Origin of the sequence: Marinomonas sp. KMM3893 (assembly GCF_004352855.1) — a bacterium.
GTDB lineage: Bacteria > Pseudomonadota > Gammaproteobacteria > Pseudomonadales > Marinomonadaceae > Marinomonas > Marinomonas arenicola.
In genome coordinates, this window is sequence record NZ_SJSC01000001.1 from 921,294 (window position 1) to 948,243 (window position 26,950).

At 45.7% G+C, this 26,950-nt stretch carries 27 protein-coding genes; 10 read left to right on the plus strand and 17 right to left on the minus strand.

Annotation, left to right across the window (positions count from 1 at the left end; translation table 11 throughout):
* Positions 1-19: 19 nt before the first annotated feature.
* The 5 genes from E0D71_RS04205 to E0D71_RS04225 all read right to left on the minus strand — a co-directional run bounded on the left by E0D71_RS04205 (position 20) and on the right by E0D71_RS04225 (position 5,855).
* Positions 20-1,096 (minus strand): 4-oxalomesaconate tautomerase, encoded by a 1,077-nt coding sequence (locus E0D71_RS04205; RefSeq protein WP_133002021.1) that lies wholly within the window; start codon positions 1,094-1,096, stop codon positions 20-22.
* Positions 1,089-1,766 (minus strand): 4-carboxy-4-hydroxy-2-oxoadipate aldolase/oxaloacetate decarboxylase, encoded by a 678-nt coding sequence (locus E0D71_RS04210; protein WP_133002022.1) that lies wholly within the window; start codon positions 1,764-1,766, stop codon positions 1,089-1,091. Before E0D71_RS04210 ends, E0D71_RS04205 begins: the two co-directional genes overlap by 8 nt.
* Before the next feature lie 10 nt (positions 1,767-1,776).
* Complete coding sequence (locus E0D71_RS04215) at positions 1,777-2,784, minus strand: amidohydrolase family protein (protein ID WP_133002023.1); 1,008 nt, start codon at positions 2,782-2,784, stop codon at positions 1,777-1,779.
* A gap of 531 nt (positions 2,785-3,315) precedes the next feature.
* Entirely contained in the window at positions 3,316-3,795 is a 480-nt protein-coding gene (locus tag E0D71_RS04220; protein WP_133002024.1) for a peroxiredoxin, read from the minus strand.
* 83 nt (positions 3,796-3,878) lie between these two features.
* Positions 3,879-5,855, minus strand: a complete 1,977-nt coding sequence (locus tag E0D71_RS04225) for a methyl-accepting chemotaxis protein (RefSeq protein ID WP_133002025.1) — start codon at positions 5,853-5,855, stop codon at positions 3,879-3,881.
* A gap of 221 nt (positions 5,856-6,076) precedes the next feature.
* On the opposite strand from E0D71_RS04225, the gene E0D71_RS04230 reads away from it, so the two are divergent.
* The 3 genes from E0D71_RS04230 (at position 6,077) to E0D71_RS04240 (ending at position 8,705) form a co-directional block, all read left to right on the plus strand.
* Positions 6,077-7,528: a PLP-dependent aminotransferase family protein gene (locus E0D71_RS04230; protein ID WP_133002026.1), complete on the plus strand. Its 1,452-nt coding sequence runs from the start codon at positions 6,077-6,079 to the stop codon at positions 7,526-7,528.
* A gap of 241 nt (positions 7,529-7,769) precedes the next feature.
* Complete coding sequence (locus tag E0D71_RS04235) at positions 7,770-8,180, plus strand: PilZ domain-containing protein (protein ID WP_133002027.1); 411 nt, start codon at positions 7,770-7,772, stop codon at positions 8,178-8,180.
* Between the two features lie 9 nt (positions 8,181-8,189).
* A complete protein-coding gene (locus E0D71_RS04240; protein WP_133002028.1) occupies positions 8,190-8,705 on the plus strand; it encodes a DUF501 domain-containing protein in 516 nt (171 codons plus the stop codon).
* 122 nt (positions 8,706-8,827) lie between these two features.
* Here E0D71_RS04240 and glpK read toward each other — a convergent pair whose 3' ends face one another.
* Positions 8,828-10,318: a glycerol kinase GlpK gene (glpK, locus tag E0D71_RS04245; protein ID WP_133002029.1), complete on the minus strand. Its 1,491-nt coding sequence runs from the start codon at positions 10,316-10,318 to the stop codon at positions 8,828-8,830.
* 164 nt (positions 10,319-10,482) lie between these two features.
* Between glpK and E0D71_RS04250 the strand changes: the two genes are divergently transcribed.
* From E0D71_RS04250 to E0D71_RS04260, 3 genes are all read left to right on the plus strand, one after another.
* Positions 10,483-11,256: a DeoR/GlpR family transcriptional regulator gene (locus E0D71_RS04250; protein WP_133002030.1), complete on the plus strand. Its 774-nt coding sequence runs from the start codon at positions 10,483-10,485 to the stop codon at positions 11,254-11,256.
* A gap of 220 nt (positions 11,257-11,476) precedes the next feature.
* The gene (gene glpD, locus E0D71_RS04255; protein ID WP_133002031.1) at positions 11,477-12,976 is read left to right on the plus strand and encodes a glycerol-3-phosphate dehydrogenase; all 1,500 of its coding nucleotides are present in this window, start codon (positions 11,477-11,479) and stop codon (positions 12,974-12,976) included.
* A 126-nt stretch (positions 12,977-13,102) separates the two neighbouring features.
* The gene (locus E0D71_RS04260; RefSeq protein WP_133002032.1) at positions 13,103-13,876 is read left to right on the plus strand and encodes a TSUP family transporter; all 774 of its coding nucleotides are present in this window, start codon (positions 13,103-13,105) and stop codon (positions 13,874-13,876) included.
* Here E0D71_RS04260 and gcvA read toward each other — a convergent pair.
* Entirely contained in the window at positions 13,856-14,818 is a 963-nt protein-coding gene (gene gcvA, locus E0D71_RS04265; protein ID WP_133002033.1) for a transcriptional regulator GcvA, read from the minus strand. The genes E0D71_RS04260 and gcvA overlap by 21 nt on opposite strands.
* A gap of 442 nt (positions 14,819-15,260) precedes the next feature.
* Positions 15,261-15,485, minus strand: a complete 225-nt coding sequence (locus tag E0D71_RS04270) for a hypothetical protein (protein ID WP_207923324.1) — start codon at positions 15,483-15,485, stop codon at positions 15,261-15,263.
* On the opposite strand from E0D71_RS04270, the gene E0D71_RS04275 reads away from it, so the two are divergent.
* Entirely contained in the window at positions 15,477-15,785 is a 309-nt protein-coding gene (locus E0D71_RS04275; RefSeq protein ID WP_133002034.1) for a LysR substrate-binding domain-containing protein, read from the plus strand. The two genes, E0D71_RS04270 and E0D71_RS04275, sit on opposite strands and share 9 nt — an antisense overlap.
* A 69-nt stretch (positions 15,786-15,854) precedes the next feature.
* On the opposite strand, the gene E0D71_RS04280 is transcribed toward E0D71_RS04275, so the two are convergent.
* From E0D71_RS04280 to E0D71_RS04290, 3 genes are all read right to left on the minus strand, one after another.
* Positions 15,855-17,228, minus strand: coding sequence for a glyceraldehyde-3-phosphate dehydrogenase (locus E0D71_RS04280; protein ID WP_133002035.1), 1,374 nt, complete (start codon positions 17,226-17,228; stop codon positions 15,855-15,857).
* 262 nt (positions 17,229-17,490) lie between these two features.
* Positions 17,491-17,820: a DUF3392 domain-containing protein gene (locus tag E0D71_RS04285; RefSeq protein WP_133002036.1), complete on the minus strand. Its 330-nt coding sequence runs from the start codon at positions 17,818-17,820 to the stop codon at positions 17,491-17,493.
* A 39-nt stretch (positions 17,821-17,859) separates the two neighbouring features.
* A complete protein-coding gene (locus tag E0D71_RS04290) occupies positions 17,860-18,441 on the minus strand; it encodes a uridine kinase (protein WP_133002037.1) in 582 nt (193 codons plus the stop codon).
* Positions 18,442-18,786: 345 nt separating this feature from the next.
* Here E0D71_RS04290 and E0D71_RS04295 point away from each other — a divergent pair, with 345 nt between their 5' ends.
* Entirely contained in the window at positions 18,787-19,398 is a 612-nt protein-coding gene (locus tag E0D71_RS04295) for an AAA family ATPase (protein ID WP_133002038.1), read from the plus strand.
* A 34-nt stretch (positions 19,399-19,432) separates the two neighbouring features.
* On the opposite strand, the gene dnaJ is transcribed toward E0D71_RS04295, so the two are convergent.
* The 3 genes from dnaJ to grpE all read right to left on the minus strand — a co-directional run bounded on the left by dnaJ (position 19,433) and on the right by grpE (position 23,334).
* Positions 19,433-20,563, minus strand: a complete 1,131-nt coding sequence (gene dnaJ, locus E0D71_RS04300) for a molecular chaperone DnaJ (RefSeq protein WP_133002039.1) — start codon at positions 20,561-20,563, stop codon at positions 19,433-19,435.
* Positions 20,564-20,726: 163 nt separating this feature from the next.
* On the minus strand, positions 20,727-22,655 hold the full coding sequence (gene dnaK / locus E0D71_RS04305) for a molecular chaperone DnaK (RefSeq protein WP_133002040.1): 1,929 nt from the start codon (positions 22,653-22,655) through the stop codon (positions 20,727-20,729).
* 100 nt (positions 22,656-22,755) lie between these two features.
* A complete protein-coding gene (gene grpE, locus E0D71_RS04310) occupies positions 22,756-23,334 on the minus strand; it encodes a nucleotide exchange factor GrpE (protein WP_133002041.1) in 579 nt (192 codons plus the stop codon).
* Positions 23,335-23,708: 374 nt separating this feature from the next.
* Here grpE and recN point away from each other — a divergent pair, with 374 nt between their 5' ends.
* Positions 23,709-25,379, plus strand: coding sequence for a DNA repair protein RecN (gene recN / locus E0D71_RS04315; protein WP_133002042.1), 1,671 nt, complete (start codon positions 23,709-23,711; stop codon positions 25,377-25,379).
* 56 nt (positions 25,380-25,435) lie between these two features.
* Here recN and fur read toward each other — a convergent pair whose 3' ends face one another.
* Entirely contained in the window at positions 25,436-25,846 is a 411-nt protein-coding gene (fur, locus tag E0D71_RS04320) for a ferric iron uptake transcriptional regulator (protein WP_133002043.1), read from the minus strand.
* A 69-nt stretch (positions 25,847-25,915) separates the two neighbouring features.
* On the opposite strand from fur, the gene bamE reads away from it, so the two are divergent.
* A complete protein-coding gene (gene bamE / locus E0D71_RS04325; protein WP_133002044.1) occupies positions 25,916-26,233 on the plus strand; it encodes an outer membrane protein assembly factor BamE in 318 nt (105 codons plus the stop codon).
* Positions 26,234-26,238: 5 nt separating this feature from the next.
* Here the strand turns inward: bamE and E0D71_RS04330 are convergent, their stop codons facing one another.
* Complete coding sequence (locus tag E0D71_RS04330) at positions 26,239-26,526, minus strand: RnfH family protein (RefSeq protein ID WP_133002045.1); 288 nt, start codon at positions 26,524-26,526, stop codon at positions 26,239-26,241.
* A complete protein-coding gene (locus tag E0D71_RS04335; RefSeq protein ID WP_133002046.1) occupies positions 26,519-26,950 on the minus strand; it encodes a type II toxin-antitoxin system RatA family toxin in 432 nt (143 codons plus the stop codon). Before E0D71_RS04335 ends, E0D71_RS04330 begins: the two co-directional genes overlap by 8 nt.

Genomic DNA, 26,950 nt, shown 5'->3' on the forward strand with positions numbered 1-26,950 from the left:
TTGAAACAAAAAAGCAGCCTTAAAGGCCGTTTTTATGCGTAAATACTTGGCCATCAAAAAGTTTTCTAGCGGTTCTCAGGATCGCGGCTGAGCCTATCTCGCCATCCTCTGACTTGTCTAAAATGACGGTCATAGAACCAATTGGATGCTCGACTTCTAACGACATATGTCCCGCTTGCGTGAACACCGCCACTTCTTTAGCCGGCGATCCCTCAAGCACCGCCGCTGTTGCTACACTAACGGCCCCGAGCACACCTATAGAAGCATGGCATCGATGGGGAATAAAGGTTCGCGTCGAGATTGCTCCGCCTTTTGTCGGCGCACTGACCATGGTCATTTTAGGCACTGATTTTGACGTCACATCGCCCAGGTTCATCATAGGTCCAGCTTGCAAGCGGATCGATTCTAACTTCTCTCGCAATGCCTCATTCGCCTCTAAGGTTTCTCGGCTTTCTGTGCCACTAATGCCCATATCTTGTGCGCGCATCACCACCACAGGCATGCCATTATCGATGCAGGTCACTTCAATGCCATCAATCACATCTACCGTGTTACCGGTTGGCAATAAGGCACCACAACTGGAGCCTGCCGTGTCCTTAAAAGTAATTGGTAATGCGGCGGAAAAACCTGGAACGCCGTCTATTCTCGCATCGCCTTCGTATTGCACTTCTCCGTCTTTAACCAAGACACGAGCCACTGCAATTTGTCCGGTATTTTGCATAAAAATACGCACAGGAACTTCGCCATCATGATCACCACCAAGCAAACCACGCTCGATCGAAAAAGGCCCAACACCGGCGAGAATATTGCCACAGTTCTGGGCATCACTGACGATAGCCTGATCAACGAAGACCTGTAAAAACAAATAGTCTACGTCCGCATCATCACGCTCTGATTTTTTGATCAAGGCGACTTTCGATGCCAATGGGTCGGCGCCACCAATGCCATCTATCTGACGATCATCTGGTGACCCCATCACGCGCAACAGCAACGCATCCCGAGCCGTCTCATCAGACGGTAAATCGGACGCCAAAAAGTAGGCCCCTTTCGAGGTGCCACCGCGCATCCACATGCATGACACGCCTTGATTAGACATATTTCAAACCCTTCGCCTCTAAGCGAGGACGCATTTCATAGATATCCAATCCTAATTCGCCATTCGCCATTCGCAGGCGTTTTGCTTCTTCATTCGCCATGCGAGCGCGGGCTAATTCAAGCACTTCGGCCGCGTTCTCACGACGCACCACCACCACACCGTCATCATCGGCAACGACAACGTCGCCAGCGTTGAGAATTTGCTCAGCACAGACAATTTGCACATTGACCGAGCCAACTGTTTCTTTAATCGTGCCTTCTGAGAAAACCGCCTTTGACCACACAGGAAAGTTCATCTGACGCAGATCTCGTGTATCACGAACGCCGCCTTCTATGATCAAACCCACTACGCCACGAGACTGTGCAGACGTCGCCAATAAGTCACCAAAAAAGCCGTGATTTGAAGGGGATGTCGGGGCAAAAACCATCACATCTCCCGCTTGGCATTGCTCGATCGCAACATGCATCATCCAATTGTCTCCGGCTGCACCAGAAATGGTGACGGCCGAACCCGCGATGGTTTTATCCATTTGAATAGGACGCATATAATGCGCTAATAACCCAACTCGACCTTGTGCTTCATGGACGGTCGCTACGCCGCATTCTGCCAAGCCATCGATGACGGATTGTTCTGCGCGTTGAATATGTTGAACCACTTTATTTTCTCTCATGGTAATCCCCTTATGCTTTCAAGCGGCTAAAGACACGACGGGCATTGCCCTCAAAAATATCTTGCTTCTGCGCAGCGCTCAACACTGTGTTGTTGTCGATATAACGCTTGGTGTCGTCGAAGTAATGGCCTGATTCTGGGTCAATACCACGAACAGCCCCAATCATCTCAGAGGCGAATAAAATGTTCTTCGTAGGGATAATATCCAATAACAGATCAATGCCACGCTGGTGATAAACGCAGGTATCAAAGTAGATGTTATTCAACACGCGCTCGGCAAGGTCGAAGCCCTGATCTTGTGCCAAGCCGCGAAAACGTCCCCAGTGGTAAGGTACCGCGCCGCCGCCATGAGGAATGATCACCTTAAGCTCTGGAAAGTCTTTAAACACATCTGACATCATAAGTTGCTGGAACCCCGTGGTATCGGCCCCTAAATAATGCGACCCCGTGGTGTGGAAACAATCATTGCACGCCGCACTGACATGAATCATCGCGGGAATGTCGTATTCGCACATTTTTTCGTAAATCGGGTAAAAAGAACGATCCCCTAGTGACGCATCCTGCCAATGACCGCCGCTCGGATCTGGGTTTAAGTTGATGCCAATGAACCCCATTTGCTCAACAGTACGCACAATTTCAGCCACAGATTTTGCAGGATAAACACCTGGTGATTGAGGCAGCTGAGCAACAGGCGCAAAGTTTTCAGGGAAAAGATCGCACACCCGGCGGATAAGGTCGTTTTGATGTTCCGTCCAATATTGGCTGGTGTGCTCGTTGCCAATGTGATGCCCCATCCAGCTTGCACGAGGAGAGAAAATGGTTAAATCCGTGCCGCGCTCATGCTGTAAGCGAAGCTGGTTATTCACAATACTTTCTCGGATCTCATCATCAGAAACAATGACTTTCCCTTTTTCCCCAACGAAGGAAGGGTCTTTAGCAACCAGCTCTTTTTGCTTATCTCGGTATTCACCTACCCCTGGCGGGGTCGTCGTGTAATGACCATGGCAATCTATAATCATGCTACTTTTCTCTGTCTTGTTTTAAGGTAAATAACACCCGCAAAAAGCACATTCCGAAAAGTGGAATACAACCACAACGTCTATGCTGCAAGTGAAAAACGATCCCTGAGTATTGATTTCTACCCGCTCTTTGACCAGTTCAATTTAACTTAAAAGATATTGAGTTTTGATATAGATAGGTTTTTCACTTCTGAAGAAATGCTGCTTTTGTGTTTTATCAGAAAGCCTTTGAAGGCAATAACAAGGCAGGAAGAAAAGACTGTAATAAATTGATTTAATTGAGTTTTATAAGAAGTTATATACACAGAGCCAAGCAATGCTGTTTTCTTTGTGGTGATAACTAAGAAGAAACACGATCTGACTGACACATCTGAAGCATTCACTTTTTATGGAGCGAACAATTCATCTCATTTTAATACACTTAACTCAATACCGACTATGCTGGCGTAGAACGCTCTCGATAATGCTGTATTTAGCCACAAAAAAAGCCGCTTTGAGTGAAGCGGCTTTTTAGCGTAGTGGTGTTCTGCTTTAGATTTGTGTTAGTACGTATTCGGCAGAACTAACCTTATATTCACCAGGCTCATCAAGCCAAAGCTTTTGTACAATACCGTGATCAACCAGCATAGCGTAACGTAAGCTTCGAATGCCCATCTTAGCCGCTGAGATATCCAACTCTAAGCCAAGCGAATGGGTGAATTCAGCCAAACCATCGGCTGCCATAACAAGGTTCTCAGCATTGTTAGCTTCGCCCCAAGCGTTCATCACAAAAACATCATTAACAGACAAACACACGATCTCATCAATGCCTTTTTCTTTAAACGCATCAAAATGAACCACATATCCAGGAAGATGACTTGCGCTACAAGTTGGAGTAAAAGCACCAGGTACTGCAAACATCAGCACCTTTTTTCCTGAGAAAAACTCGGTCACATCAACACTTTCAGGGCCTTCAATACCCATAACTTGAAACTGACCATTAGGCAACATATCCCCAATTTGAACAGCCATAGATACTCTCCATAAAATAATAATGAGCGCATATTACAGGAAAAACGCATCAAATCGGATAAACCCCGTTAAAATGCAATTTATTACACGGTTTTGAATTGTGTTAACAACTGCTTCTGGTGCGTCGCCAACGCAGAAAGTCGGCTACTGTCCTGCTCACTTTGATCGGCTCCGTGAGTGGCTTGATCCGACATTTCAGAAATTTCATGAATGCTTTTACTGATGTCTTGTGCCACCAGCGATTGCTGCTCAGCCGCCGTAGCGATTTGCGTACTTAAATCTCGAATCTCCGTCATGCCCGCTTGCAGTTCATTGATTGAGACACCAACCGCTCGGGTGTTTTCAACGCTTGAATAAGCCCCATTGCGGCTTTCTTCCATGCTAGACACCGTTTTTTTCACGCTGTGTTGTAACTGGTTAATCACATTCTGAATTTCTTCCGTAGAGCTATGGGTACGAGTGGCAAGCGTTCGTACTTCATCTGCCACAACCGCAAACCCACGTCCATGTTCACCGGCTCGTGCCGCCTCAATCGCTGCATTCAATGCCAATAAATTAGTCTGTTCAGCGATTTCTTGGATCACTTCCAGAATACGACCAATATTTTGTGAGTATTCATCAAGTTGATTCACCACGCCAGTAGACTGCTCAAGCTGACTGGCGAGCAATTCCACCTCTTCAATATTACGGCTCATTTGCTCACGGCTGTCGTTCGCTCGTTGGTCGACGTGCTGAATTTGGCTCAAGGTTATTTCAGAGTTCTTAGCGACCTCCTGCACGGTGGCGGCCATTTCCGTCATCGCAGTGGCCACACTCGAGGTTTGCTCGTTTTGAGCTCGCATCAGCACCTTGGTATCGCCCGCTAAGCGAACATTATTTTGCGCCGACTCGGCAACATCGTTCGATGCGTTATCGATTTCTAACATGACTTGCTGCAGTTTAATGACTAAATCATTCACCCAGCGAGACAAATCACCAAACTCATCTTTCGTTTTTACTTTACTGCGCTGAGTAAAATCCCCTTCTGAGATTTTGCCCAAAACCGCCATCACCTCATTCAATGGGTTGCGAATACTGCGACTCACCCACACAGTAATGGCAACGGCGATAAGGATGGATATAAGCAAAACAACGCCCATCATCACTGTCGACACAGAAGCGCTTTCTTTGGCCGCCATTTTCGCCTGATCGCGCATTGAAGCGGTGCTGCTGAGTAAAGAGTTGGTGAGTGAATCCACTTTCTCCATGCTAGTAGAAAGCTGCTTGGCAATGACTTCTGCCTCTTGATTCAAACGGATATAGTCATAATAATTATTAATGACACTGTCTTTCTTCTCTATTTCTGTGGTCAGTAACTCAATCGAGTCTTTAATGTCTGGGTTATCCAAATAACTTAACTTGTCATCCAAGCCGGTAAAGGCCTTAGCCATGCTATCCATGATCGATTTCATGTCTTTTAAGTTACTGGAGTCGAAATAGTCGCCGATCGATACTTGTAGGCTTTCTAAACGAATGCGCACATAAGACGCGGCAAACTTAGCGGCTTGCGAATCGCTATCTTCAGCAATGGCCTTGAGGTCATCAATGGTGTAGGAAAGGTCATCTTTAAGATCGAATTTTTTATCTGGAATTTGGTTTCGTAGATTCAGCATGTGCTCATGATTAGCAAACGCGACTTGTGTGTTTTTATAGAAGGCTTGAAGCTGAACTTGCATGTTTGCTAGCAGATCTGCCATTTCAGGGTGCGAATTGACCTCTTGCTGCAACTCTGTTGAAAGACCATCAATGGCCTTTTTATGCTGTTCAAACGATTTTTTCAAACCGACTAATGAAGCCGGCGATTTGCTTAATAAATACTGCAACACTGTCGCATTCGCGAGAGACAGATCATGCCCTAATTCATTACTTTGTGCGGTAATCTTGGCGACATTTCCTGTTATATCATCAAGATTATCCTCAATTTGTTTAATTCCAGTAAAACCCGAGGCGGCAATCACCAGCAACAACAATAACAGGACACCAAAACCCAATAGGATTCTTTGGATTACAGACAGTGACATAACTAACCTCTAGCAATGGAATTGATCTTCATATTACGTGCATAAATCACACCATATATTGGCAGAAAACTGACCTGATAGACAAATGATATCCCATGAAACTTTTGCTTCAGCCCCATAAACCAAGAAATCATGCTCTCAACCAAGAATGAAGCCATAGGTTTCCCGAAAAGGATCTGCTAAATTCAATTCATAACGACTAACGAGTATCAGCAACCGCTATGGATCAACCTCTCTACGAACAAGTCGCAACGCAGATCGAAAAACAAATTATCGAAGGGACTTTTTTGCCCAACGCCCGCATCCCTTCTCTTCGAAAGTCGAGTAAGCAATTCAACGTCAGCATTGCCACTGTGATGCAAGCTTTTAGCTTATTGGAAGATCGCGGTTTAATTAAAGCTCGGCCCCAAAAAGGCTACTTTGTTCAGAGTAACCAACCAACCGCAGAAACGGCGCACATTGCCCCTAAAAAGTACGATGGCCACATGCACCTACTGCTTAACCAGTTATTGCATGCCTCCCAAGATAAAAATATCGCCCCTTTTGGCGCCGCCATTCCACACAGTGACTTTTTGCCTCTCAAACAATTGCAACGCTCTGTGGTTCGGCTTATGCGGGCAGAGCCCGAGATTTGTTCAACCTATGAATTTACGCCGGGGTCACTGGATCTACGACGACAAATAGCCATTCGCATGCTCGATACTGGGTGCCGCCTTCAAACGGATGACATCACCATCACCCTAGGTTGTCAAAATGCCATCATGCTGGCGCTTCAAGCCACCACCCAACCTGGCGATACCATCGCAATAGAAAGCCCCGCTTATCACGGCGTGTTACAAGCCATCGAAGTATTGCACTTAAAGGCCATTGAAATCCCTTGCTCTGAAACTCTTGGTATCAACCTCCAGCAACTTGAGCACGCGGCACAGCAATGGAAAATAAAAGCCTGCATTGTCACACCAAACAATCAAAACCCAACCGGAGCGACACTCTCTAGGCAAGCCAGAGCCGACTTATTGCGCATAGTGAATCAATACGATATCGCGCTCATCGAAGACGATGTTTATGGCGAATTGGGGTATCAAGACAAACGAGAAAGTGCTTTAAAAGCCAATGACACAGCAGGTCGAGTTATTTATTGCAGTTCTTTTTCGAAAAGCATCGCACCTGGGTTTAGAGTCGGCTGGATAGTTGGTGGGCGTTATCAAGATAAAATAGAACATTATGCTTATGTGCAGTCGCTGGCGATTCCAACCGTGACACAAATTGCGATTGCCCACTTTCTGGAGCATGGCGCTTATGACCGCCATTTGCGCAAAACAAGGCAAATTTATCAAACCAATTTGATCCGCTGTCAAAACCTTGTGCTGGAGGCTTTCCCTACAGGGACGAAAGTGTCCCAGCCTACTGGGGGATTTTTACTTTGGGTCACGCTCCCAGACACAGTCGATGCAATGCAACTTTATCAAGAGGCGCTGGCGCAGAAAATTGGCCTATTGCCCGGCCTTGCTTTTAGCCTTTCCAACCAATTTGCCCACCATTTAAGGCTCAATTATGCCGTTTTATGGGATGAAAAAAATCTTCAGGCCTTATTGGAATTGGGAAGCTTGGTTCATAGTCTAGAAAATGACGTGCTGACTGATAACGACATTTATCAGCACTCTCCGACATAACTTTTCAAAAATACATGATTTATAACGCATTTTAAGTGGCGAACTGATAAAAAATGGATTACTTCTTAATAGTGTCTGATTAGGGACTTTTTTCTTATAAGCTGAAGTTATGAATGTCTATTTTGCTATCTTAAAATTCGTCTGTACAGCCCGAACAGAAAGCGTACAATTCGCATTCTTTTTTAAACACTCTGCCTTTGTGGCCGATAACTTTAATACTTGAATTAGCTGGCTTGTTGCGATGGAATTTGTTTCACATCCGAAAGACCTTCCTTTAGAGATTACTCTCATAGAGGATCAACCTTTTCCCACTTCTAAGAGGGAAGATGTCGGGTTCGCCGGAATTACATGTTTTGCTGCCCAACACTTTGAAAGTGGACGCTCTGTAAGAATTACATTAGAAGAAATCGACCCTAACTTTTGTGTTACGGGCCGTGTCGTCTGGTGTGACAACGAAAGAGGCGAATACAAGGTAGCAATAGAATTCCCAATCAAAGACGAGTGTTATTGTGTGCGAATGGTTGAGCAGCTGTCTCAAATTGAGCATTATCGCCGCCAAGCGAAGACACAAGGCCGTCGCCTTAACTACAACGAAGCTGCGGCTGAATGGATCCAGAAATTTGCCGCTTCATTCCCCGCATTTATCATTTAAAAGACCTCTATGACCCAATCTCTTTCTCAACGTGATATCGATATTATCACTAGCCAGCTTGGCCGTACGCCAAGCGGCATTAGCGCCATTGCTCATTACTCCCCAAACCGTGTTCCACAAGTACTCGAAATGGAAACTTGGGTGTTTAATCAACCCTTCCCAACCTTGTACTGGCTCTCTAGTAAAGCCATTGATAAAGCGCTTGCTAAAATCGAAAGCCAAGGCGTGGTAAAAGAGCTAGAACAGCGCATCAAAGACGACGCAGCATTGCGCGAAGCGCATCACAATTCACATCGTGATTATATTGCTCGACGTTGGGCTGCGATGAGTGACGAGCACAAAGCCATTATTGAAGAAAAAGGCTTTAAACCGTTATTTGAAGAGCTCGGTATTGGTGGTATCAAAAACTGGGATCAAGTTCGTTGCTTACACATGCAATACGCCCATCACCTAGCAGGCGATAATGTCATTGGTCGCATTCTGGATGAAGAATACGACATACGAAGCATCGCCGACGCAGAATAAACGCCGTCAAAACAAGCGCCATAAAACACGCTATCGCTTGGCATAGACAATAAAAAACCAGACTAAGTGTGAAAACTTGAGTCTGGTTTTTTTTCGTTTTTACTCACGCGATGATAAGCCCTTTATTCTTCAGGGCGTGTACGGACTCGATTGACGGCTTCTTGCCAGCCTGCGTATAGTTTTTCGCCCGTACCCTGCTCCATACTAGGTTCAAAGCGTTTTTCGGCTTGCCATAAATCCGTAATTGCCTCTAACGAAGAATAAATCCCCACCTGCAGACCGGCTAAATAGGCCGCGCCTAATGCCGTGGTTTCGGTGATTTTTGGACGCTCTACTTCTACTTCCAATAGGTCACTTAAAAACTGCACCATGACATCGTTAATCACCATGCCACCATCGATGCGCAACGAGCGAAACGTTGCACCATCTTGCGCCATGGCCCCAACCAAATCTTTTGTTTGGTAACACACGGATCGCAATCCAGCACTGACGATGTCCGCCACACTGGTATCACGCGTCAAGCCGATCATAGCGCCCCTGGCATCCGGGTCCCAATAGGGTGCCCCCAAGCCAGTAAACGCTGGCACTAAATACACTGAATCACCATTAAGTGCTTGTTGCGCCAAGCTTTGTGTTTCTTTTGCGTCTTTAAATAGATTTAAACCATCTCGCAACCATTGAATCGCAGCACCGGCCACAAAGATACTGCCTTCTAGCGCGTATGTGACCTTGCCGTTTAAGCGATAACCCACGGTGGTGAGCAGTTTATTTTCTGAGCGTAATGGTTTATCGCCGGTGTTCAAAATAAGAAAACAGCCGGTTCCATAGGTGCTTTTCACCATGCCAGGTTTAAAGCATGCTTGGCCTATTAAAGCCGCTTGCTGATCTCCCGCCATGCCATTTACAGGAATACTGGCACCCAGCCACTCTTCATCGATCTCGCCAAAATCCGCGCTGCAATCCATCACTTCTGGTAAGAGCACATTCTCAATACCAAGGGCTTTAATCAATTCCTGATCCCACTCCTGCGTATGAATATTAAACGCCATGGTGCGAGCCGCATTGGTTGCATCCGTTTTATGGGATTGACCTTTGGTTAGGCGCCATAATAAGAAACTGTCGACCGTTCCGAAGGCAAGCTTGTGTTGTTCCGCTTTGTCTTTTGCCCCTTCGACGTTGTCTAATATCCAACGAATTTTGGTCGCAGAAAAATAAGGGTCTATGAGCAATCCCGTTTTATTCTGAACGCTTTCGCTCAGCCCTTGTTGATGCAGCATTTGACAGAATTCACTGGTTCGTCGATCTTGCCATACAATGGCGTTATAAACAGCTTCTCCGGTTTCAATATCCCAGAGAATGGTGGTTTCTCGTTGGTTGGTAATACCGATACTGGCTACCGATTTTGCATCGATACCTGTATCCTTGAGAACAGAACGACAGACGCTTAAAGTGGATGTCCATATATCTTCAGGATCATGCTCCACCCAACCATCATGAGGGAAATGCTGCGCAAACTCTTGTTGTGATTGACCTACTCGCTGCCCTAATTCATCAAATAGAATTGCACGAGAACTGGTGGTGCCTTGATCAATCGCAAGAATATATTTTTTCATAGGAAAGGCTCTTTTAGGTCACTGTCATCCGGCATAAGAATCGCGCCTGAGACTTTTTATTTTTTTTATTTTGAACAAAAATGTTCAAATGTGAATATCGGCTATTAAAAACCAATCTAGGCTTCTTTAGCAAGCAGTAAACTTTTTTAGGAGAATGAATCAACATGGGCCAACAAACTCGCCAAGAGAAAATCGTCGCCATTGCTAAAGAAAAAGGGTATGTGACGATCGATGAATTGGCCAGCAAATTTTCCGTCACACCACAAACCATTCGCCGTGATATCAATGCCCTTGCTGAAGCAGAACAAATTCGTCGCCACCATGGCGGTGCAAGCTACGATTCCAGTACCACCAACGTGGCTTATGCCACTCGGCAAATTATGCAGCTCTCAGCCAAAGAACAAATTGCTAAGAAAATTGCGGCAGAGATTCCTAACCACGCATCTTTATTTATCAATATCGGTACCACCACAGAAACCGTAGCCCGCGCTTTACTCAACCATCAAGGGCTGCAGGTCATTACGAACAATTTAAATGTCGCGACCATTCTTAGTGGCAAAGAAGATTTTACCGTGATTATCGCTGGCGGCACAGTGCGCTCGCGGGATGGCGGGGTAATGGGTGAAGCCACTATTGATTTTATTAATCAGTTCCGCGTGGATTACGGCATTATTGGTATCAGTGGCATTGACCCTCATGACGGCTCACTGCTGGACTATGATTACCAAGAAGTGCGTGTCGCACAAAGCATTATCGCCAACTCTCGCAACGTTTTCTTAGCCGCTGACAGCGTTAAGTTTGGTCGCAATGCGGTTGTCCGACTCGGTAACATTACCCAAGTCGATCGTCTATTCACTGAAGAACAACCACCAAAACCGATTCTTACATTGATGAAAGAGCATCAAGTTCGTTTGGAACTTTGCGCCTCCACCTCCTAATATCGACCTTTCTGCAACATACCATTATGGCGAAAAGCGACTATCTTAGAAAAAGAGGTCGCTTACGCTCTATACCGCTCAGTGTCTTTTCCTTAAATACTCCATAGAAAATACCATTCGGAACTTGCCAGCGACCAGTTCAAGGTCTACTATCGAACATAAATATTCGTTTTCGAACAAAAATGAACATTACTATTCGGGATTCTCAACGAGGCAGGGCATGAAACAAACACATTTCGATTTATTTATCGTCGGTGGCGGTATCAATGGTACAGGTATCGCAGCCGATGCCGCAGGACGCGGCTTAAGTGTTGGCCTGTGCGAAATGGGTGATCTTGCCCACGCCACCTCTTCTTCCAGTAGTAAGCTGATTCATGGTGGCTTACGTTACCTCGAACATTATGAATTCCGTTTGGTACGAGAAGCTCTCACAGAGCGTGAAGTGCTGCTAAAAATAGCCCCACATCTTGTGACACCGCTGCGCTTTCAGATGCCACACCGACCTCACCTACGTCCTGCATGGTTGATTCGTATTGGCTTATTTCTGTATGACAACTTGGGCAAACGCGAAACACTCGCAGGCTCCCATGGCGTTAAGTATGGTGCAGACAGCCCACTGAAAAGCGACATCAGTAAAGGTTTTGAATATTCTGACTGCTGGGTAGACGATGCCCGTTTAGTGGTCATTAATGCTTTGAGCGCACAACAAAATGGTGCCGACATCTTTGCTCGCACCCGCTGCACATCAGCCAAACGCAGCAATGGGCAATGGCACATCACCCTGGAAGATCAACTGACAAAAGAATCCCAAGAAATCACGGCCAACGCCTTGGTGAATGCCGCCGGCCCTTGGGTGTCCTCTTTCATTAAGAGTCAGATGGAGCAAAAGCCTCCTTATGGCATCCGCATGATCAAGGGCAGCCATATCGTTGTGCCAAGACTGTATCAGCACGCCAATGCATTCATTATGCAAAACACGGACAAGCGCATCGTATTCGCAATTCCATACCGTGAGCACTACACCCTTATTGGCACCACCGACGTGGAATACCACGGGGACCCTGATAAGGTGGCTATTTCAGAAGAAGAAACACAGTACATTCTTGGCGTTGCAAACCAGCACTTTAAGAAGCAATTAACCAGCGCGGATATTGTCTGGAGTTACTCAGGGGTTCGACCACTCCTAGAAGATGAGTCCGACAATCCATCTGCCGTGACGCGCGACTATACCTTGCACCTAGATGACGCCAATAGTCAGGCCCCTTTATTGAGTATTTTTGGTGGAAAAATAACGACTTACCGTCAGTTGGCTTTGTCTGCAATGAAGCAACTAACCCCTTATTTTCCAGCCATTGGTCAACCTTGGACCCATTCACGCCCTTTACCAGGCGGCGATTTAGGCATGTCTCTTGATGCTTTCACTTTGCAATTGCAGAAGACCTATCCATTTCTTTCTGCGCACATGGCGAAGCGATTTACCATGAGCTATGGAACGCTTACACACACGCTATTGAATGCGGTTTCCTCACAGCAGGAACTAGGCACACTATTTGGTGCTGAGCTTTACCAAGCGGAAGTGGATTATCTTATTCAGCATGAATGGGCGCACTCTGCTGAAGACATTTTATGGCGCCGAACAAAGCTCGGACTTGAGTTTACCCCAGAGCAGGTCGCCAACTTAGAAAACTACATACAAAAGGCGCTGGCAAGCGCCGCTTAAAAATAACCAATCACCTCGAAGCCCACTTAAGCGATTGTCTAAGTGGGCTTTTTTTGCTCTACTCATAGGCAAACTCACCGTAAACCCACCTTATAGGGTTATATCCACTAGGAATGATTATTTAATATGGACATCACGTTTTTTGATATTTCATTATGGGTTTATCTGGCACTATTCGCCGCGGCATTTCTAGCCGGCGCAGTGGATGCCATTGCTGGCGGAGGTGGCTTGATTACAGTGCCCGTGCTGCTGGCTGCAGGCCTCTCTCCCGTTGAAGCACTTGCCACCAATAAATTACAAGGTTGCGCAGGCACTCTTTCTGCGTCTTATCACTTTGTTAAGACGAAAAAAGTCAATTTGTCTGACATGTGGCTGCCCATCGCCATGACCGCCATAGGGAGCATAACAGGGACATTGCTGGTGTCTTATTTGGACAGTCAATTACTGCTCAAAGCCGTGCCTATTATTCTGATTGCCGTCGCCTTGTTCTTTTTCTTTATGCCTAAAATACAACCCTATATCGCAAGCCGATTTTCCTTAAGTCACACCCAGTTTGCCATTATTATCGGCACCAGCTTTGGCTTTTACGATGGTTTGATCGGCCCTGGTACCGGCGCCTTTTTCTCCACGGCGTACCTTTGCTTAATGGGCTTTACCATAGTCGCGGCCACCGCTCACACTAAGATACTAAACGCGACCAGTAACTGTGCATCCCTTTTGATGTTCGCGTTTACTGGTCATATTATCTGGGCGCTCGGCATTGCGATGGCATTAGGGCAATGGTTTGGCGCGCAAGTCGGTTCGCGCCTCGTCATCACAAAAGGGGCGACTCTGATTCGCCCAATGGTTATCTTTATGTGCCTAGCCATGTCTATCAAGCTACTCTGGAGCAACACCTAATTGAACTAGATCGTCTGGCGTCGTTAAGCAATCCAACGGCGCATAGGCATAACACTCTTCTACCAACCATGCGAGTAGCTGCTGGACAGCGTCTCGCTGGCGTTGGGCATCTGGGCATACAAACAAATACGCGTGACCTTCATCCAGCGACTCAGTAAATGGCTGCACCAAACGCCCCTGCTGAATGTCATCCATCACTAAAGGCGTTCTGCCTAACGCCACACCTTGTCCAGCTACTGCCGCCTGAACAGCAAGATCCCCACGGTTAAAACTGATTCCACGCGAGGGTTTCACACCTTTCGCTTTAGCAAGCTGCAGCCATTTATCCCACTCTGCGTAGGGGCTCGAAAAACGCCACTCAGAATCATCATTCAACAGGGGAACCGTCGCTAACTGTGCTGGCGATACCAACTGACGATCATTCGCAAACGCCGGACTGCAAACAGGAAAGACCTTATCCTTTAGCAATGGAATCACTTGCCCACTATGACGAGCCAGCAAATGGCTGTGAACAATCGCCACGTCGATTCGGTCACGCTGGAAATTCACTTCTCGCTCATTGGCTTGAATCCGTAACTGCAATTCTGGGTATTTCTCTTGCAAGCTGCCAAGCCGAGGGATAAGCCATTTTGTGGCAAAAGAAGGCATCACGGAGACCGTTAGAATCGTTGAAGACTCCTCTTCTTTTAGATCTGCAATAAGCCCACTAATCTCTGAAAAACTATGATTCACCTGAACCGCCAATCGCGCCCCTGCGACACTCAGCTCCAAACGTCGATGGTGGCGGATAAAAAGCGTTAATCCTAGGCGCTCTTCCAGTTGACGAATTTGCTGGCTTACAGCGCCTTGCGTTAGATTCATTTCTTGCGCCGCTTTCGTAAAACTTAAATGGCGTGCCGCAATGGCGAAGGTCTCTAGCCCATAAAGGGGAATGGCTTTCATAATTGTCTCGAATTAAAGGTATCTCTGCTATTGCAATAAAAAGTCCGAAGCGGTTAAAAAAACAACGACAACTCTCTATTATCAAAGAAAATGCTAAGAATTTAACGGCTATTTGATTTATTTTTACAGAATTCAATTCTATCAAGCGGCGCTGTAAAACACACCACTGCATTAGAAAAACTAATCCATAATACTAATTTATATCGTTTGAAATTCGCCCACTTAAAACTAGAATGTGCGCATCTCTTAGGTTGAACAGCGACCTAGAATATGGCTCTAAGATGGCCCTAACTGTCTTAAAGCTTGTCTCAAAATCTGTCCCACAGTCATGTTTTGAGAAGGCTCTAGCAGCATTTCCCACAGAATCCTGCTAGACCACTGCTAGTTACTTTTGTTTAAGCCGGACCTTTGTTCGGCTTTTTTTTGCGCAAAATTTATCCCCCTAAAGACGCCCATAAAACGTCATGCGTGCCGACTCAGAAAGCGCCACCCCAGGCGTTGAGTTATACACCAGCACCACCAGCATACGAGTAATATCACCGACCACAGGGGTTACTCTGTGCATCGCATTACGGCCACGAAACATCACTAATGTTCCCGCGCCTGCCTGCAAGGTTTTACTTTCACGGTTGCCTGCCAACACCTCAGCCACACCGTCATGATTCATATCGATTGGGGAAGCCATAATCAGAATTTGCCCAATTGGGAAGACTGGCTGCTCGCGGCAGGGCTTAACATACAGATGCCAAAGGGTGGACCACACTTCAACCTGTCCAGCATGGCGATTGATGCCGCACTACAAGGTAAGGGATTATTACTCGGCCAACATCTGTTGATAGAAAACGAGTTGAAAACAGGACAGTTAGTCAAACTTTCTGAGGTGAGTTTGCCCTTAGGGCTGGCGTATTATCTAGCCTATCCGGAACGCACGCTTGATAACCCAAACGCGGCGACCTTTATTGAGTAGATAAAACAAAAGGCCAAGGAGATAACTCCTTAGCCTTTGATGGCGTATTTCTGTTAACGACTAGTGCGATTAAGCAGCTTGATCTTCAACTAACTGATCACTCAATAAATTGGCTTGAGCCAACTTTTCCATCAAGCGAACAACCTGACAGCTGTAGCCGTACTCGTTATCGTACCAAACGTATAAGGTCGCTTGATTGCCTCGAACTTTCGTTGATAGAGAATCCAAAATACCGGCTTGCTGAGAGCCGATAAAATCGGAGCTTACCGCATCCGCTTCTTCACTGTAGCCAATTTGGCCCGTCAGTTCCGCGCTGTTTGATGCCGCTTTAAGCAAGGCATTAATTTCTTCAACAGACGTTGCTGTTTTAAGGTTCAGACTCAGTACAGCGATAGAAACGTTGATCACAGGAACACGAATCGCGCTGCCGCTCAACTTACCTTCTAGAGAAGGAATCGCTTTCGACACGGCTTTTGCAGCGCCGGTCTCTGTCATCACCATGTTCATACCGGCAGCACGACCACGTCGATCGCCTTTATGAATATTGTCGATTAGGTTTTGATCATTGGTGTAAGCGTGAACGGTTTCAACATGACCAGAAACGATGCCAAATTTATCTTCTAGAACAGATAAGATCGGCGTAATGGCGTTGGTAGTACAAGAGGCAGCAGACACAATACGGTCATCCGCAGTCACATCGCTGTCATTAACACCAAATACGACGTTTTTCATTTCTTTGCCTGGTGCGGTCAAGACAACACGCTCAATACCAGGACGGCTCAAGTGCACACTCAAACCTTCGTGATCGCGCCAGCGGCCAGTGTTATCAACAAGCAAAGCGCTATCTATACCATGAGCTTGATAATCAACGGTGGCAGGATCTGAGGAGTAGATCACTTTCACAGGGGAGCCATTGATAATCAAAGACTGGTTTTCTTCATCGACTTTCACCAAACCTTCGTAAGTTCCGTGAACCGTGTCGTATTTCAGTAGGCTGGCACGTTTCGCTAGATCATTATCACATGCTTTACGTACTACAATCGCAGCCAATGCCATTCCTGGAGTAGTATGACCAAGTGTACACATACGACGTGCTAGCAAGCGACCAATACGACCAAAGCCGTATAAAACAACAGGTGTTTCTGTGCCTGTTTGAGGTTGTGCCGCCAACAATGACGCCACATCCGCCTCAGCAAGCAGCTCTTCTAGCTCAACCGCTGTTTGGCTCACATTGCTGTTTAGTACTTCTTCAAGCACCTGATACACCTGCACAAGATCCAATTCAGGATGTTGGTCAAAAAGCGCCATCAGATTGGTGACAGAATCAGCCATTAAGGTCTGACCAGCTAATTGAACTTTTACTGCTTTTTCACGACCCAATTTCCCTAACATAGGAATCATGGACTCTACTTGCGAAAGTGTTTGTAACCAAGTGCTTGTCATTTTTTGCCCCCGAAAAAAGACGCTGTTTCATCAATATGGGGCAAGTCTAAAGACAGTTTGAACGGAAGACAAATTGAAACAAGACTACAAAAAACCTTTAAAAACGGGTATTTAGCCTTGTTTTTTATGGAAATAACGAGATAAACAAAGAAGATTAGAAAGTTTACTACATAACCATCAAATACAAACGGTTAGAGACAAAAATGTCAGGAGAATTCCGTAATTTGGCAACAAAATATGAGAGAAAATTTCATAAATTAATTTATAAATTACGCTTTCTCTCGGCCAAAATCCCCAATAAACAGAAGCACCCGACAATAAGCAGAGGCCGATAGAGATAATCGACCTGAGAAATCAACCAATACACTAATGGCTGACTCCATAAGGTCAATAAACCATAGCCAAAGGTACACATTAGAATAAAAGCAACGACTCGCGCCACAAACACCCAAGAGGAAATCGCTCGCTTAAGAAAGCCATTTACTTTGTCCCCATAAATCACCAAACAAGTCGCCACTATCGCCAGTGAAATCTCATTTAAATGAGGTTGTAAAAAATGCGCTAAGCGAAGATTTAAATCTAGAATTATCATGTGTCTATTGCTTCAGATAAAAGAGAGGAAGACACCTTATCAAGGTGTCGATTTTTGGCTTTTTTTATACAAGGCTTCAACATCAATTTGCCCCGACTCAGACAACACCTTAGGCTGCTGATCCACGTAGATCACCAAGACATTGAACGTGGTATTATGAAGCTCTATATAAGTGCCATCATGGAACACCCATTTCGCTCGACCATAACCATCACGGACAAAACCTATATTTGGCATGCCGTACTTTTTCACTAACAAGTTGCCCAGAGACTGACGCTTCTTATTGCTTTTTACGACACCAGACATAGTGGCTTTTTTCAGGTAGTCGTCACCATTGAATTGAATCGCCAGCTCCCTTACCCCTAAAATGCCTTCCGGCCCCAAACTGTAAGTAGCCACGCCTTTTTTATAAGACGGATAAGGCTGTAAACCCATAGCTGACAGGCGTTTTTCAAAATCCTCTTTGCTTAAATCATTTACTTTCAGGCCAAACAACTCAGCCCCTTGATTCGCAATTGGCGTCGTTTGTCGATCATTAGAATCGTTCGCAGCCATACTCACTGTCGGAAGCGCAACCAACACTAGGATGGCAAAAAATACTGCAATAACGCGCTGAAACATCTCTATATTCCCTTAGAAAAACAACCATTCGTCGCTCGATCAGCAACTCAATAGAAATGAACATTGACAGACTGTACCGTCCCAATGCTCAATTTACCCCGCTGACAGCGGGTAACCACACTACCTTAATAGCCTCACCATTATATGATTTTTTACGCTCTGCCAAACCCTTAAATGAGAAGATATACTGCATTTACTTATCCCCAAAGCTTGCTGTGCATGTCAAGGAGATACTCGGAATTATCTAGATTCAAGGCAAGCAGAGGCTAGCAAAACCTGTTAAAATTCCCGCCATTCAGCCCTCTCCTTTTGAGAGGCATATCAATTTATTTACCGAGGTAATACATGGCGCTTGTTATTGGTATCACAGGGGTATCTGGCAGCGGAAAAAGCCGACTTTGCTCTCTTCTAGCCGAAGGTCAAGGTGACAAAATCACCGTCCTGTGCCAAGACAGTTTCTACAATGGATGTGGTAGCATCGATCCCGATGTTTACAATTTTGATGACTTAAGTTCATTAGACCTAGAAAGCCTAACATTGGCCATTCACAACTGCAAAAATCGTCAGCAGCCAAATGAAATTCCTGAATACGACCACTCGCAACACAAACGTGTTGGCTATCGTAATCTAGAGCCAACGCACATTGTTCTTGTCGAAGGACACATGATGTTCCAAGACGCAGGAATTCGCGACGCTGTCGATTACTTGTTCTATGTTGATACCGACATGGACATAGCCATTGTTCGCCGTCTAAAGCGCGACATCGCAGAACGAGGCCGTAATGTGAATGAAGTCACGAGCCGCTATATGCGCCACGTACGTCAAGCGTCATTGAAAACCATCGACATTCGCAGTAAAGCAGATTTTATTGTCCCGAATAATAAGAGCTTTACCAATGCCGCTAACTTGCTGCGCAGCCACATCGACTTCTTATTAAAAGAAAAAGGCGCTATCTAGCGCCTTTTTAGTTTAGTCACGAAAGCTCGAATGGTTACTTTTTTATATCGTCAAAAAAGCGTTTCACACCATCAAACCAACTCTTCTGCTTAGGAGAGTGGTTACTTTCTTCTCCCATGCTATCAGACAACTCGGTCAACAATTCTTTTTGACGAGCGGTTAAGTTCACTGGTGTTTCCACAGCGACCTTACAAATCAAATCGCCTTGTGGGCCACCACGAACTGGCTTAACACCTTTGTTACGTAAGCGGAACAACTTGCCGGTTTGGCACTCAGCCGTCACTTTCAAGCGCACACGACCATCTAATGTCGGTACATCGATCTCACCGCCTAACGCCGCGGTCGTGAAGCTAATCGGTACTTCGCAGTACAGGTTGGCACCATCACGTTCAAAGATGCTGTGAGGTTTAACAGACACCTGCACAAATAAGTCGCCCGCTGGACCACCATGTGCACCGGCTTCGCCTTCTCCAGAAAGACGGATACGATCGCCTGTATCAACACCCGCTGGAATTTTAACATTAAGCGTTTTGTATTCTTGAGTACGGCCTTGTCCATGACAGTCAGTACATGGGTCAGAAATAACCTGACCTTGACCATGACACTCTGGACACGTTTGCTGTACTGAGAAGAAGCCTTGAGACATGCGTACTTGGCCTGCACCGCCACAGGTACCACAGGTTTTCGGTGTAGAACCTTTTTTCGCACCGGAGCCTTCACACGTATTACAGTTAACCAATGTTGGAATACGGATTTTTTCTTCGCATCCCCACACCGCTTGCTCAAGATCTAATTCTAGGGTGTAACGTAAATCAGAACCACGGCGTGTACGACTTTGACCGCCGCCACCTCCGCCACCGAAAATGTCACCAAACACATCGCCAAAGATATCGCTAAAACCACCCGCGCCAGCACCGCCGCCGTAGCCGCCGCCTTGACCATTTACACCTTCGTGCCCAAAGCGGTCATACGCTTCACGCTTCTCTTCAGAAGATAAAATCTCGTAGGCTTCTGCTACTTCTTTGAATTTATCCAGAGCTTCTGGATTGTCTGGGTTCTTATCCGGATGGTACTTATTCGCTAAGGAGCGATAAGCTTTTTTGATGTCTTTTTTATCCGCGCCTTTGGCCACCCCAAGAACGTCGTAATAGTCTCTTTTGCTCATCGCTGGCATTCCTGAATAGATAAAGTCTGAATTGAAAAATTTGAATAGATATCCGTGTATCTGCGCCCCTATTCACTGGTCTACAAATAGCAAAACACGGTCCTAAAACCGTGTTCGCTATAGCAACCCTTAAAACTAGGGTGACGAAAAAAAGCGTTACGGCTTATTTTTTGTCGTCTTTTACTTCTTCGAATTCAGCGTCTACTGCATCATCCTGAGCTTTACCAGAAGCGGCTTCTTCAGCACCTGGTTGAGCGCCAGCTTGAGCACCTTCTGCTTCAGCGTACATCTTCTGAGCTAAAGAGCCAGACGCTTGAGTCAACGCATTGGTTTTCTCTTCGATCTTCTCTTTGTCGTTAGATGTTAACGCTTCTTCAAGTTCAGTGATCGCTGTTTCAATCGCTGTTTTCTCTTCTTCTGTTGCTTTATCGCCAGCATCAGTCAACGTTTTACGAGTCGCGTGGATCATGCCATCTGCTGTGTTGCGAACCTGTACAAGTTCTTCGAACTTGCGATCTTCTTCCGCGTTAGCTTCAGCATCCTGAACCATTTTTTCCACTTCTTCATCGCTTAGACCAGAAGATGCTTTGATCACGATAGACTGTTCTTTGCCTGTCGCTTTGTCTTTCGCAGACACGCTCAAGATACCGTTGGCATCAAGATCGAAGCTTACTTCGATTTGTGGCACACCACGTGGAGCAGGTGGAATGTCAGCCAAGTCGAAACGACCTAGAGATTTGTTCTGAGACGCTTGTTTACGCTCACCTTGCAATGCATGGATAGTCACTGCATTTTGGTTGTCTTCAGCGGTCGAGAAAGTTTGCGATTTCTTAGTCGGAATCGTTGTGTTTTTCTCGATCAAGGCCGTCATTACACCACCCATAGTCTCGATACCTAGAGACAGTGGAGTCACGTCTAGAAGAAGAACGTCTTTTACATCACCAGAAAGTACCGCACCTTGAATAGAAGCACCGATTGCTACGGCTTCATCAGGGTTTACGTCTTTACGTGGCTCTTTACCGAAGAATTCAGTTACTTTCGCTTGCACAAGAGGCATACGAGTTTGACCACCAACCAAGATAACTTCGTCGATGTCAGAAGCAGAAAGATCTGCGTCTTTCAATGCTTGGCGGCAAGGCTCAAGAGAGTTAAGAACTAGCTCTTCAACCAAAGACTCCAACTTAGAACGAGTCAATTTCACGTTCAAGTGTTTAGGGCCTGATGCGTCAGCCGTGATGTAAGGTAAGTTCACTTCAGTTTGTGAAGAAGAAGACAATTCAACTTTCGCTTTCTCACCCGCTTCTTTCAAACGTTGTAGCGCTAGTGGATCGTTGTGTAGATCGATACCAGTGTCTTTCTTGAACTCAGCCGCTAGGAATTCGATAACGCGCATGTCGAAATCTTCACCACCTAGGAAAGTATCACCGTTTGTAGACAATACTTCGAATTGCTTCTCGCCATCAACGTCAGCAATTTCGATGATAGAGATATCGAACGTACCACCACCAAGGTCATAAACCGCGATAGTAGAGTCGCCGCTGCTCTTGTCTAGGCCGTAAGCCAATGCCGCTGCTGTTGGCTCGTTGATAATACGTTTAACTTCTAGGCCTGCAATTTTACCCGCGTCTTTTGTTGCTTGACGCTGAGAATCGTTGAAGTAAGCAGGAACCGTGATAACCGCTTCTGTTACTTTCTCGCCTAGGTAATCTTCAGCTGTTTTCTTCATTTTCTTAAGAACTTCAGCGGAAATTTGTGGCGGTGCTTTCTTCTCGCCTTTAATTTCTACCCAAGCGTCGCCGTTATCCGCAGATACGATTTTGTAAGGCACCATTGAGATGTCTTTTTGTACCACTTTGTCTTCAAAGCGACGACCGATCAAACGCTTAACCGCAAACAAGGTATTGGTTGGGTTGGTGACAGCCTGACGCTTAGCGGATTGACCCACTAATACTTCGCCATCTTCTGCAAATGCAACGATGGATGGTGTGGTGCGATCGCCTTCAGCGTTTTCAATTACGCGAGCTTTTTCGCCATCTAGTACAGCAACACAAGAGTTTGTTGTACCTAAGTCAATACCAATGATTCTACCCATGGTGTGTCTCTCCTATAAATTCGTTTATTTCAATGATAATTCTGTATTTGGGTACGCTTTTGAGCTTTTCAACCGATCAGTGTCAAAAAAATGACGGTCTTTATGCTGCGCTCGAAACAACGACCATCGCTGGGCGTAATAAGCGGCCATGAAGCGTATAACCCTTCTGCACAACATCCATCACGGTGTTCGGCTCTAACTCAGGGTTTGGCACCATAGTAATGGCTTGGTGCAACTCTGGAGTGAACGGTTCGCCATGTGGATCAACTTGCTTCACTTCAAAGCGAGCCAAGGTTTCCAACAAGTCTTTCAACGTTAACTCAACACCTTCACGAACCGGGTCAGATTCGCCAGTCTCAGGCGCGGACGTTAGCGCTCGCTCAAGATTGTCAGCGACATTGATGATAGATTTGGCGAATTTCTCTAGGCCAAATTTATGCGCTTTCTCAACATCTAGCTCTGCACGTCTGCGAACATTTTGTGCATCCGCTTGAGCACGAAGTGCCGCTTCTTTGTACTGCGCGGCTTCTTCCAATGCTTTAGCAAGCTCTTCACTTTCAGGCGTTTCTTCTAGAAGCTCTGCTTCAGGCTCTAAAAGCTCTTCTGTTGCTTGATTTTCTGCTTCGCTATTCAAATCTTGCTCCGCTTCTAAATTAGAATTTTTTTGCTGATCACTCATTTCTTCACTCCAAATAACAGAAAGTATTCTCTAACTGTGTTGGCTATATGGGGCCAGCTTTTTACCTTTCAACAGTAAAACCTCATAAATTTAATGGGAATGGCAAGAAGATGTGAATACAGAGGCAGAGTGATGGCTAAGATCACAATAATAACCTGTTGTTGTGCTAAAAATGACAGTGAACAGAATTAACAGAACTGGCTCAATTTCACCGTCCTTAGGCTCTGAATAATGATCTTTTCGACTCATTAGGCACGACGGTGCGCGGTTTAATTTTATTAAATCCACATTAATTTTCTTCTCCTACTTGTCAAAAAATGACAAACTACTGTATAAATAACCATATAAAATTTTTTCCTCATGTGGAGCGTATTATGCTAACAAGCATCGCTATATCCAATTTTGCCATTGTTGACACCTTAGATTTGGAATTCAAAACAGGCATGACTGTGATCTCCGGTGAAACCGGCGCCGGCAAATCCATTATGGTAGACGCCTTGTCGCTTTGCTTAGGTGGCAGAACCGATGCTGCGGTGGTTCGACACGGGGAAAAAAAGGCCGATATTAGCGCGACGTTTGATATTACGCAGTACCCTCATGTATTCAATTGGCTAGAAGAGCGCGACCTAGATCAGGATCAGCACTGCATATTACGCCGCGTTATTAGTAAAGAAGGTCGTTCTAAAGCTTATATCAATGGTCGCCCTTGCACGCTCTCGGATTTAAAAGAAGCGGGCAGTCATTTGGTCGATATTCATGGCCAACACGAACATCAATCTTTACTTAAAAAGAGCGCCCAGCGACAACAAGTCGACGAATTCGGCCAATTAACGGAGCTCGCAAAACAAGTCAGCCAGCAATACAGCGTATGGCGACAACTAAGAGAAGCCCTCGCCGCACAACAAAACCGCTCTTCTGAACAAGAAGCAAAAATTCAGCTATTGGCGTATCAGTCCCAAGAATTAGAACAACTCGATTTAAAAGAAGGCGAGATTATCGAGCTTGAAAACGAGCAAGCGTTCTTGGCCAATATCGCAGACTCCCAGCAAAAAGCGTATCAAGTCAGCGGCATATTAATTGATAGCGATGAGGGCACCGTTTGCTCATTGCTCAACCAAGCAGTGCAAAGCGCCAGCCAAATAGCCCCCGCAACCAAAGAGCTAGAAGAAGCGCTTGAAATGATGAATGCAGCGCTCATTCAAGCCCAAGAGGCGGCCGACAGCCTGCATCACTATCAAGACACATTAGAGCAAAACCCAGAGCGACTCAGTGAGATAGAGCAACGCCTTACTGACATCTACGACACAGCACGCAAACACAAGGTACTGCCAGAAGCTTTATTAATATTGCGAGAGTCCGTGGACGCTGAGCTGGCCTTGCTGCAAGGCAGCGAAGAAACCATTGACCAGCTCAAAGAAAGCGAAGAGCGCGCCTATGAAACACTCACGGCGCTCGCGACCACATTGACAGAAAAACGCATGGCAGCGAAAGACCTTCTCGCAAGGCAAGTCGAAGAACAAATACATGGGCTCGGCATGCCCCACGCACGCTTTTTCATTGATTGCCAACCACTTAATCAAGTGTCTGCGAATGGTTTTGAAGACATTGAATACATGATTGCATCGAACCCTGGACAGCCTGCGCAACCATTACGGAAAGTCGCGTCTGGCGGGGAATTGTCACGGATAAGCTTAGGCATTCAAGTCGTCACCGCGCACACCTCAGTGATTCCTACCTTGGTATTTGACGAGGTGGATGTCGGTATAAGTGGAGGGATTGCGGAAGTGGTCGGGCGCATGTTGCGCTCGGTAGGGAAACGAGGACAAGTTTTCTGTGTAACACATTTGGCGCAAGTGGCGGCGCAAGGCAATCAGCATTTGCGTGTGAGTAAGCAAGTAGCCAATGAGGCGACGTCGTCACAAGTGTCTCAATTACAAGATACTGAGCGCACGCAGGAAATTGCGCGCTTACTGGGAGGTCTCGAGTTAACCGAACAAACGTTAGCTCACGCTAAAGAAATGCTTGGTAACGTGCATTTACAATAAAAAATAAGCGGATAACGCCACTGTGTCATTATCCGCTCATTTTTCTGGGCAGCCCTTTATTTCTTCTTTGGGCGCACGTAAATGATCAAGCTGTGATCTTCAATCTCAAAACCATGCTCTTCTGCGATTTCATGCTGACGTTTTTCAATCACTGGATCAACAAACTCAATCACTCGACCTGACTCCAAGCAAATCATGTGGTCATGATGTTCGCCTTTTGCCAATTCAAATACCGCAGTACCCGCTTCAAAATGGTGGCGCATAACCAAGCCTGCAGATTCAAACTGAGTCAAAACACGATAAACTGTTGCTAAACCGACATCTTCACCTTGATCTAGCAAAGTACGGTAAACATCATCGGCACTGAAATGACGATCACCAGCATTCTCTAGAATTTGTAAAATTTTCACTCGCGGCAAGGTAACTTTGAGTCCCGCTTTCTTTAGTTCTTGATTTTCGCTAGTCATGAGTCATTCTCTATTCGATCTTGTTGATAATTACTTTATCATTAGCATACCTGAGTTAGGATGATACAAATGAAAAAATCAATATTAGTAATATGCGCCCTATTTTCTCTAAGCGCATGCAGTTTATTTCCGCCTCCATATAAGGCTACCGTAACGCAAGGCAACCTCATTACGAAGGAACAGCTCTCTCAGTTAAAAGTGGGCATGACACAATCGCAAGTTATCTACCTGTTAGGAACCCCTATGGTAAGAGATACCTTCAAACCCAACGAATGGCATTATCTTTACACCACCAAATACGCGACACCTGAGACACCTAAAAGCGCCGCGAGTGATCTCACTTTAACGTTCGAGGGTGACAGCTTAACTGACATTAAAAACAACTAATTATTCTAGCTGTTTTTTGCTGCGCGGTTGGCTCTAGCTTGTTTAGGGTCAACCTTCAGCTCACGGTAGATTTCTACACGCTCACCTTCTTTTAACGTCTGTGTATCGGCATTTCTTACCGCTTTGCCAAAAATCCCTACTTTCACATTCTCCAAGTCTAAACCTGGAAAAAAAGCATCGATATTAGAGCGAAGCACTGCGTCTCTTACCGTGCAATTTTCTTCTACATCTAACGCTATAATTTTTTGCTTTTCAGGCAGCGCATACGCCACCTCAACTCGTATTTTATTCACCGTAAACTACCTTTGCTCGTTTACTAAATGCGTCCACCATAGCATTGGCGATCTGGCTAAACACACCACCAAACGCAAATTTCAGCATACCACTCAATTCAAATTCGATACTTAGCGCTATTTTACAGCGACCAGGGGACAGTTCGCTAAACGTCCATACACCGTGTAATTTTTTAAACGGGCCTTTTACTAGGGTCATTTCAACTCGCGTTGGCTCTTCTAAAAAATTCTTAGTGGTAAAGGCCTGACGCACCGGCCCCTTACCAACCTCAAGAGAGGCGACAATTTCTGTTGGCGTACGAGATATCAGAGAAGAGCTCAAACAACCTGGTAAAAATTCCGGATACCCGTCGATATCATTCACTAATGCAAACATTTGCTCGCAACTGTACTCAACATGAGCAAAGCGCTCTATATGACTCAA